We start from the raw sequence: 16,398 nt of genomic DNA on the forward strand, positions 1-16,398 counted from the left end.
AAATGAATGTCAACAGATTTACGAGTTTGTGCTTCGCAGCATTCACCGTTAGGTGGATTGTAAGCCGGACCATCGAGAATCGGCCGATTTGGGATAGGACCATGTTCAAGAAGCTATTCGGCAAGAAGCCCGAGCCACAGGTGGAGCTGGTGCCTTCCGGGCGGAAATTTGCGGTCGCCAGGAACAAGACGGTGCTTGAACAGGCGCTTGAAATCGGGCTGCCCTATCCGCACGATTGCACGGTGGGAACTTGTGGCAGTTGCAGGTCGCGGCTGCTGTCGGGCAGAGTCGATGCCATCACGCCGTTCGGCTATACGCTGAGCCGTGAAGAACTGCAGGCCGGCTACATCCTGGCCTGCCAGGCAATTCCCGAATCCGACCTGCGGATCGAGGTCGAACTGCCGGATGCCGAGGACGTGCCGGTGTCCGTCGGCGGGCGCATCGTCGACATTCAGGATTTGACGCACGACATTCGCAAGGTCACCTGGCAGTTGGACGCGCCGCTGCGGTTCAAGGCGGGGCAGTACATGAACGTGCGGTGGCCTGCAGGGCCGGGGCACAGGTCCTATTCGTTCTGTCATGCACCTTCGCCCGAGGGCTCGCTTCGGGTTTCCGCCTTCGTTCGCCGCGTGCCCGGCGGGGCGTTCACCGATTCGCTGTTCGCAGGCGAGTTTGCCGACACCGAGTTCACCGTCGATGGCGCCCACGGCGGCTTCTGGCTGAGGCCAGGCGATGGGCCGATCCTGCTGGTGGGCGGTGGCAGCGGGTTGTCCCCGCTGATGAGTCTGCTCGAGGATGCGGCGGCCAGGAACGTGAGGCGCGATGTCGTGCTGCTGTTCGGAGGGCGCGGAGAGCGCGATCTCTATTGCCTGGATGAAATCGCCGGAATCGCCGCGCGCTGGGACGCCCGGTTCCAGTTCCGGCCGGTGCTTTCGGAAGAGCAGGTCGAGGGCGTGCGCCACGGCCTCGTCACGCAGGAAATCGCCGACGCCATAGCGGAACTCGGCGGAGCGCCCGGGCTCCAGGCCTATATGTGCGGGCCGCCGCCGATGATCGATGCGGCGGTCGCTTCGCTGACGGCCCAAGGCGTAGCGCTGGATGCCATCCATTACGACAAGTTCACCGACGCCAGCACGCGTGTGGCGCAATGATGCCAGAGAGAGGATGACCACGATGACGATATCCAAGGACGCCTTCTTCATCGGTAACCAGTGGGTTTCCCCAGCCAGCGACAGGCGATTTACGCTGGTCAATGCTTCCACCGGCGAGGAATTTGGCAGCGTTCCTGAAGCGGTGGAGGCCGACGTCGATGCGGCCGTGGCGGCGGCGCGCAAGGCCTTCGAGACGTCTGGCTGGGCCGATGCCGCGCCTGCGGACCGCGCCGAAGTCATGCAGCGTTTCGTCGCGGCCATTGCTGCGCGGGGCGACGAGATCGCCCGCTCGGTCAGTGCGCAGAACGGCATGCCGATCGGACTCAGCTCTCTTCTGGAAGGCCAGTTCGCGGCCGGCGTCGTGCAGTATTACGCCCAGCTTGCCGAGGGGCTTGGGGCGCCCGACGTGCGCCCCTCGCAGATGGGCAAGGAGACCCTGGTCGAGCGCTCCGCACTGGGCGTCGTCGCCGCGATCGTCCCGTGGAACTTCCCCGTCACGCTGGCGCTCAACAAGATCGCGCCGGCCATGGCGGCCGGCTGCACCGTTGTCATCAAGCCTTCGCCGGGCACGATCCTCGACAGCTATCTGTTGGCCGAAGCGGCGCTGGAAGCAGGCGTGCCAGCCGGCGTGCTCAACTGGGTCGCGGCGGACCGGGACGTCGGCGCCTATCTCGTCGGGCATCCCGGTATCGACAAGGTGGCTTTCACCGGCTCGACCGGCGCGGGCCGTTCGATCGCCCGGACCTGCGGCGAACTGCTACGCCCGGTCACGCTGGAACTGGGCGGCAAGTCCGCCGCGATCCTGCTAGACGACGTGGATATCGGCGCGTTCCTGCAGGGCGTGCCGATGGCCAGCATGCTCAACAACGGCCAAGCCTGCTACAACGCCACGCGGGTGCTGGCGCCGCGTCGCCGCTACGACGAAGTGGTAGGCGCGCTGGCCGAGTTCGCGAACGGCCTGGTCGTGGGCGACGCGCTCGATCCCGGCACCCAGGTGGGGCCGATGGCGTCGGCAGCACATCGCGACAAGGTCGAAAGCTACATCGCCATCGGCAAGCAGGAAGCCCGCCTCGTGGCCGGTGGCGGTCGTCCGCAGTCGACCAACCAAGGCTGGTTCGTCGAGCCGACGATCTTCGCCGGCGTCGATAACGCGGCAAGGATCGCCCAGGAGGAGATTTTCGGCCCGGTCCTTGCCGTGATCCCCTACGATGGCGAGGAAGAGGCGATCCGCATCGCCAACGACAGTGCGTTCGGGCTCGGCGGTTCGGTGTGGAGCGCCGATGGCGAGCATGCGACACAGGTTGCGCGCAAGGTTGCCAGCGGAACGGTTGGGGTCAATGGATACATGCCGTCTCTCGGCGCGCCGTTCGGCGGCATCAAGGCCAGCGGCATCGGTCGGGAATTCGGCCCGGAATCCATCTCGGCCTACCAGAACACCAAGTCGATCTACGTAATGGCCTGATTACGCCAGACCGACATCGCCGCGCGCGACGGCGCCAACCGACAGGGTACGCTGCTCGGCTGGCCGGCGACTTCGGGCCACGTCGTGCTGGTGCATCTTGCTTCGCTGGGGAAAAGAGCAGGCGCCGAATGCGGCAACGAATGGCAGGTTGAATGGTAAATCCATGCACCAATTCGTTGACCCGGACCTGTCAAAGCTGCCACAAGGCTCGCACGATCCAGCAACGGGATACGCGCGTGATGACATCGAATGGCCTGACGAGCGCTGGAGGCGGTAGCTTTCCTGCCGGCTCGGCCGTCCACAACCTTCGCGATTTCGGGGGTTATGCCACCGCCTCGGGCGCCCGGCTGAAGACTGGGCGCCTCCTCCGCTCCGGCCAGCTCGAAGCGGCCGGCGATGGCTTCGAAGGCATTCTTGCGGCCCTGGACGTCGCCACGATCATCGATCTGCGCGCCGGTTCGGAATGCCTTCTGGAAAGAGGTTCCGCGTTCGACGGATATACAGGTGCAATCCGCAGGGCCAGCGCGCTCGACGAGACGATCCCCCATGCGGTGGCGGCGTTCCTGCGCATGACCACGCTCGAGGAAGTGGTCGCGCACATGACCAGGATCTACCGCATCCTGCCCGACAGCCCACGTTTCCGCGAATCGATGGGGCATCTCGTCGCGTCGCTGGATCAGGACGATGGCGCGACGCTCATCCATTGCTTCGCCGGCAAGGACCGCACCGGACTGGCGGTGGCCTTGGTGCAACTGGCCATGGGCGTCCACCGGGACGACGTGTTTCACGATTACCTGCTGACGAACGCCATGGGCCCCGAGCGCATCGAGTTCGGGCTAGATGCGCTGCTTGGAAAGGACAGGGACAGGACCTCGGAGTGGGTCATGCACGAGGCGATGTCGGTCCGGGCCGAGTATCTCGAGGCCGGACTGCTCAAGATCGCCGAAACCAGCGAGAACCCCGCCGCCTACCTTGCGCAGACTGCGGGGGTCGCACCGGCCGATATCCACCGGATCGGCGAGCGGTTGCTGGCCTGATCGCAGCAGACTCCTTTACGAGGAGGTAATTTCGATCCGCGGCCAAAGCATGATCGTCATTACCTCCTCGTCATGCCCGCAAGATCACGCCGCCGCCATCTGGCCTTTGACGGCGGGCTTCTCGTCGAACCAGTCCGGCCATCCGGCGCGGCGGTTCTGCTCGCGCGCCAGTTCGCGCTCGGCGGGCGAGGCCATCTCGTTGTCCCAGCGGCGCAGTGCCGGCATGATGACGCGGCGATGCCACAAGGGCGGGATAAGCGCCGAGAAGAAGCACACGAAGACGGAGGGCATCGGAATCCACTTCCGGTCGGGCACCAGTTCGTAGAACGCCGCGAAGCTGTTGGTGTGGTGATCGGCGTGGTTGGTGATCTCGAAGCCCATGACGCGCGAGATCGGCTTGAGGTGGTTCCAGACGTGGCGGCGGTCGATCTGGGTGCCGGCCACGCGGCACAGGCCATAGTGCTGGAAATAATTGAAGCTCTCGATCCAGAAGCGCGCGCCGATCATTCCCGCAAGCGCGACGGCATTCGCCTGCCATCCTCCGATCGCATGAAGGATCGCCTGGAACGCGAGTTGGACGAGGATTGCCCGGTACAAGCGGTGGCCGATGCTCCAGCGGCCCTTGCCCATCTTCTCCAGATTGTCGCTCTCCGAGCGCCAGGCTTCCTTCGTGCTCTCCAACACGGCGCGCGGCGTGAAGGCGTAGAGGCTGGTTCCGCGCGGCGCGGTGTCACCGTCGAGCGTGGTGGCGACATGAATGTGGTGGCCGACGACGTGGGCGATCTCGCGCGTCGCATCGAGGTAGCAGATCTGGCAATAGCGGCCCACCAGTCGTCGCAGCTTGCCGCGCTGGTGATAGAGTTCGTGCGTGGCCGGGACCAGCGGGATGACGCTCAGCCATGCGCACGAGGCGATGACCCCGGCGTATTCCCAGGCGGTTGCGGCGCCGTTGTGCGCGGCCCAATAGGCGGCGGCAAGATAGATCACCGGGCCCAGCAGCGCGCAGAGCCATACCGGAATTTCGACCAGGCCTTCGTGGGCGATCCTGCGGGCGCGGAAATCATTGGGGAGAAGACTGTCGACGAGGCCGAACGCCGGCAGGCTGGCGATGCCCACCCAGACCCACGGTCCGCCCGCGATGAAGCTGGCGATCACCGCCAACTGCAACAGCACCCCCAGATAATAGCGCGAGTAATCCATGTTCCTCTCCAAAGGACGATCTTTATTGCGTTACATCTATACGCAAAAAATGCGTTACGGCAATCCGTAAATTTCGATGCCGAGTATCGAGACATCCGCCCTGCGAATGCGTATGGAAAAGCCATGAAAATGCGCGACCTTGAAACGAGAACCGGAGTGAACCGCGAAACCATCCGCGTGCTGTTTCGCGCCGGACTGCTGCCGGACCCCCACCGCCCTGCGCGCAATGTCGCCGATTACGGAGAGGAGCACGTCCGGGCGATTCTCGCGGTGCGCAAGCTCCAACAGGATTCGCGCATGACCCTGCCGCAGATCAAGGCGGCGCTTAGCGGGCAGAACGGCGCCACGCAGATCGGCGCCCATGCGCTCGGCCACCTGGAGGAACTGGTGTCGGGCAGGGTCGGCGTGCGCAAGGGCTACCTTGCGCTGGCCTCGCTTTCGCAACAGCACCCGACCGCACTCGTCGACGCACAGGCGCTTGCCAGGCTGGGGGTCATCGAGCTGGCCGAAGGCGACGAGGGGCCGATGATAAGCATCACCGACGCCGAGTTGCTCAACATCTGGAGCCGCATGCGCAGCGTCGGCTTCGACGAGGCCCACGGTTTCCCGCCGGACATCCTCGATTACTACGTGAAGGCGTCGGAATATGTCGCCGCGAACGAGGCGAAGCTGTTTCTCGAACAAGTCGAAGGCCATATGGGCGAGGACGAGGCGGCGGCGATGCTGGAGGTCGCGCTGCCCTCGATGCTCGATTTCTTCGGCATCCTGCGGCAGAAGGCTTTCCTGCGCATGATCGGCGAGCGGACGCGCGACGGCGCCGGCATCAAGGTGAAGAAGCTGCCCCGCGCTCCCCGACGCAAGGGATGATCGGGGTGTGATCGTCTCGACAGAAAGATGGTTCGATCTGAAATGATCCCCCTTAGCGGCGGGCCAGACGTTCGGTGATCCACTGCTGCGTCAGGGTTTCCTCCATCTCGTCCGGTTCGGCCCAGAAACGGCGGATCGAGAAGCCGGAGATCATCGCCGCTGCCGAGCGCACCGCGACTTGCGCTTCGTCCTCGCGCCATCCAGCCGCGACGAGGCGGTCCTGCCAGGCTGCGTAGACCGGTGTGCGAAGGCCGCTGACACAGCCGCGCAGGACCGGGTAGAATTCCGCATCCTTCGCAGCCTCCATGGTCATGCCGATCGCCACCCAGAAGCGGTCGCTGAAGAAGAACCCGTGCAAGTCGTCGAGCAGCGCGTGCAGCACAGCTTCAGGCGAGGCGTCGGCCGCGAGGTCGCCGGCGCCGCTGTCCCGTTCGGCAAGGGCCAGCGCCTGTTCGACTGCGGCAAGGACCAGCGCGTTCTTGTCCGGGAAATGGTGCATCAACGCGCCTTGCGACACGCCTGCCGCCTGCGCCACGTTGCGCATGCGCAGGGCATTGAAGCCCCCTTGCGCGATCGTCTCGTAAGCGGCGGCGGCCAGCCGCGCGCGCATGGCTTCGCTACGCTCGGCCTGGGTGCGGCGAGGCTGCCTTTCGCGGGTTTGGGCAGGTCCGGGCAATCGCGTGTCCTCCTCAGGTGGCCAGGATATCGCGATAGGTGTCGCGGATCACCTTCTTGTCGATCTTGCCCGTAGCCGTCAGTGGCACGTTTGCGAAGATCACGCGGTCGGGCATCCACCATTTCGCCACCCGCGCCGCCAGATGGTCGAGCACTTGCGCTTCGGTTGGGCAGGCGTCCTCGTGCGCTTCGATCAGGAGGATCGGGCGTTCCTCCCACTTGGGATGCGGCACGCCCGCGACGGCGGCCACCTTCACGCCCGGACAGCCCGCTGCCGCGTTTTCGAGGTCGATGGAACTGATCCATTCACCACCGGACTTGATGACGTCCTTGTTTCGGTCGGTGATGCGCATGAAGCCGAAGCGGTCGATCGTGGCGATATCGCCGGTATCGAACCAGCCGTCCGCATCGCAGGCGCTGACATCGCTGCGGAAGTAGCGCTCGATCACCCATGGCCCGCGTACCATCAGCGCGCCGGAGGCCTGGCCGTCGTGGGGGAGGGGGGCGCCTTGCCCGTCGACGATCTCGATCTCGATCCCGAACAGCATGCGGCCCTGCCGGGTCCAGATCCGTTCGCGCGCGTCCTCCTCATCCAATTCGGCCAGCGCCGGGGTTGGCGCGGAGACGACGCCGAGCGGGCTGGTCTCGGTCATGCCCCACATCTGCCTGACCGACACGCCATGCCGGTCGAACGCGACCGCCATGTCGCGCGGCACTGCCGATCCGGCGATGAACACGCGGTCGAGCGTGCCGGTATCGCCGCCGGTGCGGCCAAGGTGGTCGAGGTACATCGTCCAGATCGTCGGCACACCGCCCGAGAAAGTGACGCCTTCCCCCCGGATCAACTCGTCGAGCGATGCGCCATCCATCCGGTCGGCAGGAAGCACGAACTTGACGCCGTTGATCGCTCCGGCGAACGGCAGGCCCCATGCCGTCGCGTGGTAGAGCGACTGGCAAGGCATGACGACGTCGAACGCGGAAAATCCCATGGCGCCCCACAGTCCCCCCGCCAGTGCATGCAGCACTACCGATCGGTGCGAGTAGAGCACGCCCTTGGGGTCGCCCATGGTGCCAGAGGTGTAGCACAGGAACGCGGCAGCGTTCTCGTCGAACTGCGGCCAGTCCAGCTTGTCCGTGTACGGGGCAAGAAGGTCTTCGTAGCATTCGATCCCCTCGCAGGGCCGGTCGGACAGCACCACCATCCGTTCGACATGCTCGAGCCGGTCGCGAATCCGAGCGACGACCGGCGCCATGTTGCGATCGAGGAGCAGCACGCGGCTGCCCGCGTGGTTGATCGTGTAGATCAGGTGCTCGTCGGGCAGGCGCGGGTTGGCGGTGTGGAGTACGGCGCCCATGCCGGGGACCGCGAAGAACAGCTCGAAGTGCCGGTGGGTGTTCCATGCGAGCGAGGTCACCCGGTCTCCCGCGGCGACGCCGATGGCCGCCAGCATCCCTGCCGCCTGCGCCACCCGGCCAAGGCAAGCCGCATAGTCGTAGCGCCAGACCGGCTCGTCCACGTTGCGCGAAACGATCTCGCGCGTCGCGTGGGCGCCGGCGGCGAAGCGCAATATGTCGACGATGGCGAGCGGACGCGCCTGCATCGAGCCGGGTATGGTCATCGTGGACCTTTCAGGAAGGGTGTCACCAGGGCCACGAAGCGCTCGCGCTTCTCGATCTGGGTCCAGTGGCCGCACCGGCCGAACAGGTGCAGTTCGCTGTTCGGGATGAGCTGGTGGAACCTTTCGGAGACGGCGTGCGGTACGATCAGGTCCTCGCGCCCGTGGACGATCAGGACTTCGTGCTCCAGCGCGGCAAGCGCGCCCTCGTCGGTGGCAAGGGCCTCAAGCCAGCGCTGGCGCGGTTCGGGAAACAGGCTGGAGAATGCTTCCTGCGCGCCGGGGCGGACGCTGGCGTCGTAACGCGAGCGCACGATCTCGTCCTTCACCAGCGCGGGATCGAAGGCGAACGTTGTCATCAGGTCGCGCATCGCCTCGACCGAAGGCTCGTAGCCCCAGACCTTGCGGAGCCCGTCGGTCATTTCGAAGCGCACGCCGGCTGCGCCCATCAGCACCATGCGATCGACCCGCTCGGGGTGGCGCGTGGCAAGTGCGAGCGTCAGCGCGCCGCCGTAGCTGTTGCCGATGAAATGGGCCCGCTCGATCCCCAGTACGTCCATGAAGCCGGTGAGGTGGGCGATCCAGCGATCCATGTCGAACCCGGCGATGTCGGTGGGGAAGTCGGTATAGCCGAAGCCCAGCGTATCGGGTGCATAGCAGCGGAAATGCTGTGCAAGATCGGGGATCACCCCGCGCCAGTTGGCATAGGCTGTGACGCCTGGCCCCGACCCGTGGATGAGGATCAGGGGGGTGCCTTGGCCCGCGACGATATAGTTGGTGCCGATGCCGCCGACGTCGACGCGTTCGCCGATCTCGGGGTTGCTCAAGGTTGCGGAATCCGTGCTCACGATCGTTCTCCCAGGAAGGCCTATAGCATGGTGGTGCCGCCGTTGACGCTGATGACCTGCCCGGTCACGAACGCGGCGGCGGGGCTGGCAAGGTGCGCGACCATCGATGCGACTTCCTCGACGGTGCCGGGGCGGCCCATCGGGATGACCTCGACGACCCTGCGGATGAGATCGGGGTTCACCGCCGCGATCTCGTCGTACTGCTCGGTGCGCACGGCGCAGGGAGCGACGGTGTTGACGGTGATGCCATCGCCCGCAAATTCGCGGGCGAGCCCGGTGGTCAGGCCGTGAACGCCGCCTTTTGCTGCATTGTATGCTGCATGGTCGACAAGGCCGTTGCGCACCGAATCCGCGCCGATGTTGACGATCCGCCCATACCCTGCCCGCTTCATGTGCGGCAGGGCCAGCCAGCACATCCACAGGGCCGACCACAAGTTGCGGTCTACCGTCTCGCGCAGGGTTTCCGGGGTGTGGTCGAGGAACGGCGCGATGATACCGCCGCCTGCGTTGTTCACCAGCACGTCGATCCGGCCGAACCGTTCCAGCGCCGTATCGACGAGACTGCGCGCGACCGCCTCCAGCGCCAGATTTCCGCCGTAACCGACGCCGCCAAGGTCCGTTGCAAGCGCCTCAGCGATCTCGTGCGAAAGATCGGCCACGACGAGCTGCGCGCCATCGGCCTGCAGCCGTTGCGCGATGGCCCGGCCGATTCCCCGCCCTGCGCCGGTGACGATGGCGACTTGCCCGGCCAGGGGGCGGTCACCCATGGCGGGCAAGCACCGGGCTGCCCTTGCCGAAGCGCGGATCGGGGCGACCGCCCCAGGTGTCCATGACTTCGGCCTTGTGCTCCAGTTCGCGGGGCCCGCGGGCGCCCTGCTCGTCGAACAGCTCCATGCCGAAGCTGAACTCCGCGCTGTTGCCGTCCGGGTCGAGGAAATAGAGGAACACGCTGGTCGAGGGCATGTGGCGGCCGGGACCGAACACGATGGGGACATTGGCGCCCTTCAGCCGGTTCATGGCCTGGCCAATGTCGTCGATGTCGGTGACCATGAAATTGACGTGGTGCAGCGTATTGGCGCCGGTCGGGCTTTGCAGCAGGGCGAGGCTGTGGTGCAGCGGATTTGGCCAGCAGCGCAGCCACTCGGCCATGCCCTCGACCCGGTCCGAGACGGCGAAGCCCAGCACTTCGACCCAGAATTTGTGCGCAGCATCGAGGTCGTGCACGTTGATGACTACGTGCCCCATGCGCACGATCTTCGTGAGCTGAGAGGAGAGCGGTTCGTTCACCACCGCCTGCCCGGTGTAGAAGTCGACTTCCATGCCGGTGATCGGGTCGGTGAAGCGCAGCGAGCGGCGGACCTGCATCCGCTCGCAGGCGGCCTCGTCCGCCCAGTGCGGCGAAAGTCCGAGTTCGTCGACGAGGCCGTGGGCGCGGTCGAGATCGGCCTCGCCCTCCAACTCGAAGCCTACGGCGGCAAGGCCGGCCGGGCCTTCGCCCAGCACGATGTCGTAAGGCTTGTCGCCACAGCGCAGCCATGCCTCGGCATCGTCGCGCCGCGCCAGCGTGAGGCCGACGACGTCGCGGTAGAAGCCGATGCTGCGCTCCAGTTCGGGAGTGAGCAGGCGGCAGTAGCCCAGGCGGGCGAAGCGGAGGGGGTGGTCGTCCATGGCTGTCTCCCGCCGGTCAGAGGATGATACTGATGCGCGCGTGCGGACGCAGCGCTTCCATGTCGAGGACGCACTTCTTGCCTGCGATCAGCAGGGCGCCGTCGCGCTCGACGATCTCGTGGATGTAGTGGCCCACGAAGGCATCGCTGGTCACGTCCTTGCTGCGGTAGATGATGAACGAGGACCGTGCGCGGATCACCGCGCCTTCGCGGTGGACGCGCACGTTCGAGACGACGTGCCGCACCTTCGATCGCGGGTGCTCGGAATGCGCCCCGATCTTGGACAGGCGCGACACCCGCTCGCGCATGCGCACCGCATCGTCGATGATGTAGAACAGCGAGGTGTCGGGATCGGCGGTGTCGCCGTCCACGTCGCTGGGCGGCACATGATACCAGGCGTCCTCGGTGTAGAGCGCCAGCCATTCCTCCAGCCGCCAACGGTCGAGCAGGTCGGCTTCCTCGAAAAGCAGGTCTTCCACGCGCAGGCGCAGCATGAGGGTGTCGTCGATCATCTCAGGCATCGGCCATCACTTTCGCCGTCGTGACCCGGCGATCCCATTCGCGCCAGAAGCAGCGCATCTGCGCCTCGTCGTCGAACGAAGGCGCGTCGGCGCGGATCATGCCTTTTGAAATGTCGTTGTAGAGCGCGTCTCCGGCCGTGGCGTAGCCCTGCTGGCACTTCTCGATCGCCTCGACGTCATCGGGCGTGGCGAAGCCGCCGGGGCCGAGGAATTCGGTGAAGTTGTAGAGTCGGTACTTGCGCCGCCACTCGCTTTCCTCGCGCGGGGCGAGCGCCCAGGCGTTGATCTCCATGTAGTCCGGCGCGGTGGGGAAATAGGTGCGCACGGTGATCGCCATGATGTCGTTCACGACGAGGTTGGGGAAGATCACCATGTTGCGGTTCTTGTGCGCGATACGGTCGGCACGCGGTTCGCCCAGGCGGCCGACAAGCTCGGCATAGACCCCGTCGATCTCGGCCTTGCCTGCCTCGCCCCACAAGGGCACCCAACTGGCGATCGGGCGTCCCCAGGGCGCGGAATACTCGACCACCGCATGGCCGTTGCCGAGGTCGTAGGCCTCGCCAGCGAGCGGGGTGGCGGAGAGGGCGCCGTTGGCGCTCTTGAGATATTCCAGGTAGGTCGAGTGGTTGCAGGCGGCGTGGTAGCCATCGAAGCTGTTTTCCGAGAGCAGCTTCCAGTTACCCCGGATGGCGTATTCCTGCGTGCCACCAACGATCTGCATGCCGCTCGTCGAATGCTCTGAGATCAGTTTGAGGTAGTCTCCCGCGCCGGCAAGGTAGGTCGCCAGGTCCTCGCCGTCTCGGGCGAAGCTGATGAAGAAGAAGTCACCGAAGCGTTCCATGCGCGGCACGTGGACCATCTGCTTCTGAGGATCGGTCTTGAACCCCTCCGGGTAGCCCGAGGAGCCGGGCAGCGTCTTGAGGTGGCCGTCCGAGCCGAACGTCCAGCCGTGGTAGAGGCACATGAACGCGGGCGACCTGCCGCTGCGCTCGCGACACACGGTGGCGCCGCGATGAGGGCAGGCGTTGAACAGGGCGTGGAACTCGCCGTCGCGATCGCGGGTGAACAGGATCGGCCGGCGCGCGACCTTGCGTGTCACGAAGCTACCCGGCGCGGGCAGTTCGGAGGCGTGGCCCAGGTATAGCCAGCAGGTGTCGAAGATCGCGGCGTATTCCCGCTCGAACGTCGCCTGCTCGGTGAACACGCGGCGCGGCACGAGAAACCGGTTCGACGCCGGGTCGTCGATGATCCCGGAGGATGTCCTCTCCATGTCGATGTTGACTCCCTTATTGGCCCGGTTACAAAGCGAATCAAGAAACCGAGCACATGGTTTGTAAGAAGCGCAGGGCACGGGGTCAACTCCCCGGCGGCGTGGGAGAGGCGAATGGACCGGACAGCGCAGGAACATGTGGTGCGCGACGCGGCGCGGGCGCTCGGGCGCAGCGGCCTGGCGCACGCCTATGGGCACTGTTCGGCGCGGCTCGATGCCGAGAGCTTCCTGGTCTGCGCGGCCATGCCGATGGGGCTGGTGACGACCGAGCCGGGCGTCGTGGTGCCGGTATCGGGCCCGCTTCCGGAAGGCGTGCTCGGCGAGGTGCGCGTTCACCAGGCGATCTATGCCAGGCGCGCCGACGTGGGCGGCATCTGCCGCACGATGCCGCCCACGCTCATGGCGCTTTCGACGCAAGGGATCGTGCCGGTTCCCCGCCACGGTATCGGCGCCTATTTCGCACCGCGGCCCGCGTTTTGGGACGATCCGCGCCTGCTGCGCGACGATGCGTCCGCTGTCCGCGTCGCCGATGCGTTGGGAGCGGGGAACGCCATCGTCCTGCGTGGCAACGGCGTCGTCGTGGCCGGAGATACGCTCAAGCAGGCGGTCACGCTGAACTGGTTTCTCGAAGACGCAGCACGGATCGAACGCGACGTGCGGATGATGGGGTTCGCGCCGGAAGGCGGGTGCCTGACCGAGAGCGAAGTCGCCGCCCGTCAGGTGTGGTCGGGAGGCGTCGTGGAAAGAATGTGGAACTGGATAAATTCATTATAGCCATGCAACTCACCATAAATGTCCGGAAAACAGCCATTTTTCACGCGCTGGCGTAACGGCTGTGGTTATAAAAGATAAACAGCTTGACGATTTAAAATCGAGGTTGGTAAATGGTCCAACCAAATCCGGGATGCCGCGACAGACGGTGGCCGGGAGGGCCTCAACAGAGGGAGGAAGAGGATGAACTGCAAGTACCGTACGATTCTGCTTGCCGCATGCGCCATGCCGCAGGTTGCGCTTGCGCAGGAACAGGCGCCGCAGGATACGGGAGCCGACGCTACCCGCGAAATCGTCGTTACCGCACAGCGCCGCTCGGAACGTCTTCAGGACGTTCCCGCCACGATCTCGGCGCTCGACAGCAAGGCGCTGGTCGCGGCCGGCGTCAACGACATCAGCAACATCGCACCGCGCGTGCCGGGCTTCTACGCCGGCGGTTTCGGTTCTGCCCGCCCGCAACTCTACATCCGCGGCATCGGTACGCGTCAGTTCGATCCAGGATCTGAATCCTCGGTCGGCGTGTTCGTCGACGAAAGCTATCTCGGTCGCACCGGCGGCGTGCTCGGCGCGCTCAAGGACATCGAGCGGGTGGAAGTGCTCAAGGGGCCGCAGGGCACGCTCTACGGCCGCAACACCATCGCCGGCGCCATCAACGTCATCACCAAGGGCCCGACCGACGACTTCCAGGCAGAAGCGGAAGCGGGCGTCGGCAACTACGACACCTACAACGTGTTCGGCGCCGTCTCCGGGCCGATCGCGGGCGATGTGGTGAAGGGCCGCCTCGCTGCCTGGCGCACCAAGCAGCAGGGCTACGTCACCAACCTCACCACTGGCAACCACCCGCAGGGCGTCAACAACTGGGGCGGACGCCTGCGCCTGGCGATCGAACCTTCGTCGAACCTCAAGATCGACCTGATTGGCGAAATCGCGCGCGACACCGGCCGTTCGTTCCAGGGCGAAAGCATCGGCAGCACCACCAACCCCTACGGCATCCTGCTGGGCCGGGCGGGCCTGGTCCCGCAGCTTTCGGATGATCCGTACAAGCAGTACTACACGACCGACCCGGTCTACGATCGCAAGATCGATGCCTTCACCGGCAAGGTGGACCTTGCTACCGATCTCGGCGATTTCGTTTCGGTCACGTCGTACCGCAAGATGAAGTATACCGACGACCGCGACTTCGACAACACCAGCCTCGACGTCATCCGCCAGATCAGCAACGAGGATTCCGAGCAGTTCTCACAGGAATTGCGCTTCGTCTCCGCCAATGACGGCGCCCTGTCTCTGGGCGGTTTCGTCGACTGGATCGTTGGCGTCTATTTCTACAAGGACAAGAGCTACCACGAGGACTTCTTCGACTACGGCGCGGACAGCATTGCCGGCGAGGGCGCCGTCGACCAGACCTTCGGCCACTACGACACCAAGAGCATCGCCGGGTTCGGGCAGGCTACCTTCAACCTTACCGACGAGCTGAAGTTTACCGCGGGTGCGCGCTATACCGAGGATCGCAAGAAGGCGGCGCTGGGCGGCCGGACCAACGATGCCTTCCCGCTGGTGCGCGCGAACTTCGACCAGGTGAACCCGACCAAGAAGTTCACCTCGTTCGACCCCAAGTTCGTGCTGGCCTATCAGCCGACGCGGGACCTCAACCTCTACGCCAGCTTCAGCAAGGGCTTCAAGTCGGGCGGCTACCAGTACACTCCGCTGACCGCGGTACAGGCGGCGGAAGTCTTCGATCCGGAGAAGATCACGGCCTACGAGATCGGCGTGAAGAGCACTTGGCTGGACGGCGCGTTGCAGGCGAACGCGGCGGTATTCCGCTACGACTACTCGAACCTGCAGGTATCGCGCGTGGTGCAGTTGCCCGACGGATCGACGCCCTCGCTGATTACCAATGCGGGCAAGAGCCGGATCAAGGGCGCCGAACTCGACGTCACCATGGAGCCCATACGCGACGTCAAGGTTGCGGTGGCCTATGCCTATACGGACGCCAAGTACCTCGACTATTCTACCGGTACGCTCGACTTCTCGGGTACGCGGATGGTTCGTGCGCCCAAGCATTCGGTCAATGTAAGCTCGGATTACACGATCCACACCGGTGGCGACAGCGCACTGACCCTGCATGGCGACGTCGCGATGCTTAGCGACTTCTTCCACGAGCCGGGCCAGGGCGAACTTGCCTATGGCACGACGATCCCGTTCACGGCCGAGGACGGCTACGTCCTCAGCAATGCGCGGATCACGTTCCGCACCGGCGACTGGCGCATCAGTGCCTGGGTGCAGAACGCCTTCGACGTGACCTATCGCCGCACGGTCCTGGCGCTGCCGGGGCAGGTCATCAGCATCTATGGCCAGCCGCGGACGTATGGTCTGACGCTGGGCTGGTCGATGTAGCATGGCGGTGATCCGGCAGGAGCAGGGTGGTGATGGAGGGGCGCAGACTTGCGCTGGCCCTCAGCTTCCGACCTGCCGGACTGCCCTCGGGCGCAAGGGAAGCGCGCGGGGCGTTGCACGCCGCGCGCGCTTCTGCGATTCGGGCGCAAATCCGGAAAAGGCGGGCGCTCAGATGACGGCACAGGCTCAGGGCAGCGTACGCGCAGGACGCCGGGTATTCGAGAGGGTCCGCGACGCGATCCTCGACGAGATCGGCGCGCAGCGGCTCAATCCCGGCGACCGGCTTCCCAGTGAGCGCGCGCTGGCCGAGGCATTCCACGTCGGCCGCCACGCCGTGCGCGAGGCGCTGCGCACGCTGGAGATGTCCGGCGTGCTGCGCTTTGCCAAAGGCGCCAATGGCGGCGCGTTCGTACGCGAGAAAAGCGGCGAAGGGGTGGGCCAGTCGATCCGCGACATGATCGTGCTGGGCCGGATGCCGCTGGAAGACCTTATGGCGGTGCGTGTCAATCTTCTGGTGCAGGCCGCCGAACTTGCCGCGCAGCGCGCCGATGCGGATGATTTCGCCGCCTTCGACGCCAATATCGCCGAGACCGTGCGCTGCCTCGAGAGCGGTGATCCGCTGGCCACGATCGAGCCGTTGGTCGAATTCAACCGGGTGCTCGGGCGTGCCTCGCACAACCTCGTGCTGTCGATGCTGATCGATTCGGTGGCGCAGATCGTCGCCGATGTCCTGCGCGTCTATCGGCTGAGCAGCAAGATCGAACTGGTCGCCCCGCGCCGTGCCTTGGTCGAGGCGCTGCGATCGCGTGATGCTGTCGAGGCCGCGCGGATTCTCACGGCGCATTATGCGCAAACCACCCGCTACGTCCTGTCCCGCGTGAACGGCGCCGGACCGCAGGACGCCCGGGCAGATTCATGA

General features: G+C 65.4%; 15 protein-coding genes. 7 read left to right on the top strand and 8 right to left on the bottom strand.

The window, feature by feature from the left end; genetic code table 11:
• Positions 1–2 precede the first annotated feature (2 nt).
• The 3 genes from ACFFDA_RS06000 to ACFFDA_RS06010 all read left to right on the top strand — a co-directional run bounded on the left by ACFFDA_RS06000 (position 3) and on the right by ACFFDA_RS06010 (position 3,650).
• Positions 3–1,151 (top strand): 2Fe-2S iron-sulfur cluster-binding protein, encoded by a 1,149-nt coding sequence (locus ACFFDA_RS06000; protein WP_404476971.1) that lies wholly within the window; start codon positions 3–5, stop codon positions 1,149–1,151.
• 22 nt (positions 1,152–1,173) lie between these two features.
• Positions 1,174–2,613 (top strand): aldehyde dehydrogenase, encoded by a 1,440-nt coding sequence (locus ACFFDA_RS06005; protein WP_404476974.1) that lies wholly within the window; start codon positions 1,174–1,176, stop codon positions 2,611–2,613.
• A 239-nt stretch (positions 2,614–2,852) separates the two neighbouring features.
• On the top strand, positions 2,853–3,650 hold the full coding sequence (locus ACFFDA_RS06010) for a tyrosine-protein phosphatase (protein WP_404478304.1): 798 nt from the start codon (positions 2,853–2,855) through the stop codon (positions 3,648–3,650).
• An 84-nt stretch (positions 3,651–3,734) separates the two neighbouring features.
• On the opposite strand, the gene ACFFDA_RS06015 is transcribed toward ACFFDA_RS06010, so the two are convergent.
• Positions 3,735–4,850, bottom strand: coding sequence for an alkane 1-monooxygenase (locus tag ACFFDA_RS06015; protein ID WP_404476977.1), 1,116 nt, complete (start codon positions 4,848–4,850; stop codon positions 3,735–3,737).
• Positions 4,851–4,979: 129 nt separating this feature from the next.
• On the opposite strand from ACFFDA_RS06015, the gene ACFFDA_RS06020 reads away from it, so the two are divergent.
• A complete protein-coding gene (locus tag ACFFDA_RS06020; protein ID WP_404476980.1) occupies positions 4,980–5,717 on the top strand; it encodes a MerR family transcriptional regulator in 738 nt (245 codons plus the stop codon).
• A gap of 52 nt (positions 5,718–5,769) precedes the next feature.
• Here the strand turns inward: ACFFDA_RS06020 and ACFFDA_RS06025 are convergent, their stop codons facing one another.
• The 7 genes from ACFFDA_RS06025 to ACFFDA_RS06055 are packed head-to-tail and all read right to left on the bottom strand — an operon-like array spanning position 5,770 to position 12,314.
• Entirely contained in the window at positions 5,770–6,393 is a 624-nt protein-coding gene (locus ACFFDA_RS06025; protein ID WP_404476983.1) for a TetR/AcrR family transcriptional regulator, read from the bottom strand.
• A gap of 13 nt (positions 6,394–6,406) precedes the next feature.
• Positions 6,407–8,011: a long-chain fatty acid--CoA ligase gene (locus ACFFDA_RS06030; protein ID WP_404476984.1), complete on the bottom strand. Its 1,605-nt coding sequence runs from the start codon at positions 8,009–8,011 to the stop codon at positions 6,407–6,409.
• Positions 8,008–8,856: an alpha/beta fold hydrolase gene (locus tag ACFFDA_RS06035; protein WP_404476986.1), complete on the bottom strand. Its 849-nt coding sequence runs from the start codon at positions 8,854–8,856 to the stop codon at positions 8,008–8,010. The genes ACFFDA_RS06030 and ACFFDA_RS06035 overlap by 4 nt, the downstream gene beginning before the upstream one ends.
• A 20-nt stretch (positions 8,857–8,876) precedes the next feature.
• Entirely contained in the window at positions 8,877–9,623 is a 747-nt protein-coding gene (locus tag ACFFDA_RS06040; RefSeq protein WP_404476988.1) for an SDR family NAD(P)-dependent oxidoreductase, read from the bottom strand.
• Positions 9,616–10,524 carry a VOC family protein gene (locus tag ACFFDA_RS06045; protein WP_404476989.1) on the bottom strand — a complete coding sequence of 303 codons (909 nt, stop codon included), beginning with the start codon at positions 10,522–10,524 and terminating at the stop codon, positions 9,616–9,618. The genes ACFFDA_RS06040 and ACFFDA_RS06045 overlap by 8 nt, the downstream gene beginning before the upstream one ends.
• A 16-nt stretch (positions 10,525–10,540) precedes the next feature.
• Entirely contained in the window at positions 10,541–11,044 is a 504-nt protein-coding gene (locus ACFFDA_RS06050; RefSeq protein WP_404476990.1) for an aromatic-ring-hydroxylating dioxygenase subunit beta, read from the bottom strand.
• Complete coding sequence (locus ACFFDA_RS06055) at positions 11,037–12,314, bottom strand: Rieske 2Fe-2S domain-containing protein (protein ID WP_404476992.1); 1,278 nt, start codon at positions 12,312–12,314, stop codon at positions 11,037–11,039. The genes ACFFDA_RS06050 and ACFFDA_RS06055 overlap by 8 nt, the downstream gene beginning before the upstream one ends.
• Positions 12,315–12,428: 114 nt before the next feature.
• On the opposite strand from ACFFDA_RS06055, the gene ACFFDA_RS06060 reads away from it, so the two are divergent.
• From ACFFDA_RS06060 to ACFFDA_RS06070, 3 genes are all read left to right on the top strand, one after another.
• Positions 12,429–13,088 carry a class II aldolase/adducin family protein gene (locus tag ACFFDA_RS06060; protein WP_404476993.1) on the top strand — a complete coding sequence of 220 codons (660 nt, stop codon included), beginning with the start codon at positions 12,429–12,431 and terminating at the stop codon, positions 13,086–13,088.
• 180 nt (positions 13,089–13,268) lie between these two features.
• Positions 13,269–15,479 carry a TonB-dependent receptor gene (locus ACFFDA_RS06065; protein ID WP_404476995.1) on the top strand — a complete coding sequence of 737 codons (2,211 nt, stop codon included), beginning with the start codon at positions 13,269–13,271 and terminating at the stop codon, positions 15,477–15,479.
• A gap of 172 nt (positions 15,480–15,651) precedes the next feature.
• Positions 15,652–16,398, top strand: coding sequence for a FadR/GntR family transcriptional regulator (locus ACFFDA_RS06070; RefSeq protein WP_404476996.1), 747 nt, complete (start codon positions 15,652–15,654; stop codon positions 16,396–16,398).

It is taken from the genome of Novosphingobium sp. BL-52-GroH, from assembly GCF_044813085.1.
Lineage (GTDB): Bacteria > Pseudomonadota > Alphaproteobacteria > Sphingomonadales > Sphingomonadaceae > Novosphingobium.

Coding starts and splice junctions, on each gene's coding strand:
- ACFFDA_RS06015 (WP_404476977.1), bottom strand. CDS start 4,850: ATGGATTACTCGCGCTATTATCTGGGGGTGCTGTTGCAGTTGGCGGTG.
- ACFFDA_RS06055 (WP_404476992.1), bottom strand. CDS start 12,314: ATGGAGAGGACATCCTCCGGGATCATCGACGACCCGGCGTCGAACCGG.
- ACFFDA_RS06000 (WP_404476971.1), top strand. CDS start 3: ATGAATGTCAACAGATTTACGAGTTTGTGCTTCGCAGCATTCACCGTT.
- ACFFDA_RS06050 (WP_404476990.1), bottom strand. CDS start 11,044: ATGCCTGAGATGATCGACGACACCCTCATGCTGCGCCTGCGCGTGGAA.
- ACFFDA_RS06040 (WP_404476988.1), bottom strand. CDS start 9,623: ATGGGTGACCGCCCCCTGGCCGGGCAAGTCGCCATCGTCACCGGCGCA.
- ACFFDA_RS06030 (WP_404476984.1), bottom strand. CDS start 8,011: ATGACCATACCCGGCTCGATGCAGGCGCGTCCGCTCGCCATCGTCGAC.
- ACFFDA_RS06060 (WP_404476993.1), top strand. CDS start 12,429: ATGGACCGGACAGCGCAGGAACATGTGGTGCGCGACGCGGCGCGGGCG.
- ACFFDA_RS06045 (WP_404476989.1), bottom strand. CDS start 10,524: ATGGACGACCACCCCCTCCGCTTCGCCCGCCTGGGCTACTGCCGCCTG.
- ACFFDA_RS06010 (WP_404478304.1), top strand. CDS start 2,853: ATGACATCGAATGGCCTGACGAGCGCTGGAGGCGGTAGCTTTCCTGCC.
- ACFFDA_RS06070 (WP_404476996.1), top strand. CDS start 15,652: ATGACGGCACAGGCTCAGGGCAGCGTACGCGCAGGACGCCGGGTATTC.
- ACFFDA_RS06005 (WP_404476974.1), top strand. CDS start 1,174: ATGACGATATCCAAGGACGCCTTCTTCATCGGTAACCAGTGGGTTTCC.
- ACFFDA_RS06065 (WP_404476995.1), top strand. CDS start 13,269: ATGAACTGCAAGTACCGTACGATTCTGCTTGCCGCATGCGCCATGCCG.
- ACFFDA_RS06020 (WP_404476980.1), top strand. CDS start 4,980: ATGCGCGACCTTGAAACGAGAACCGGAGTGAACCGCGAAACCATCCGC.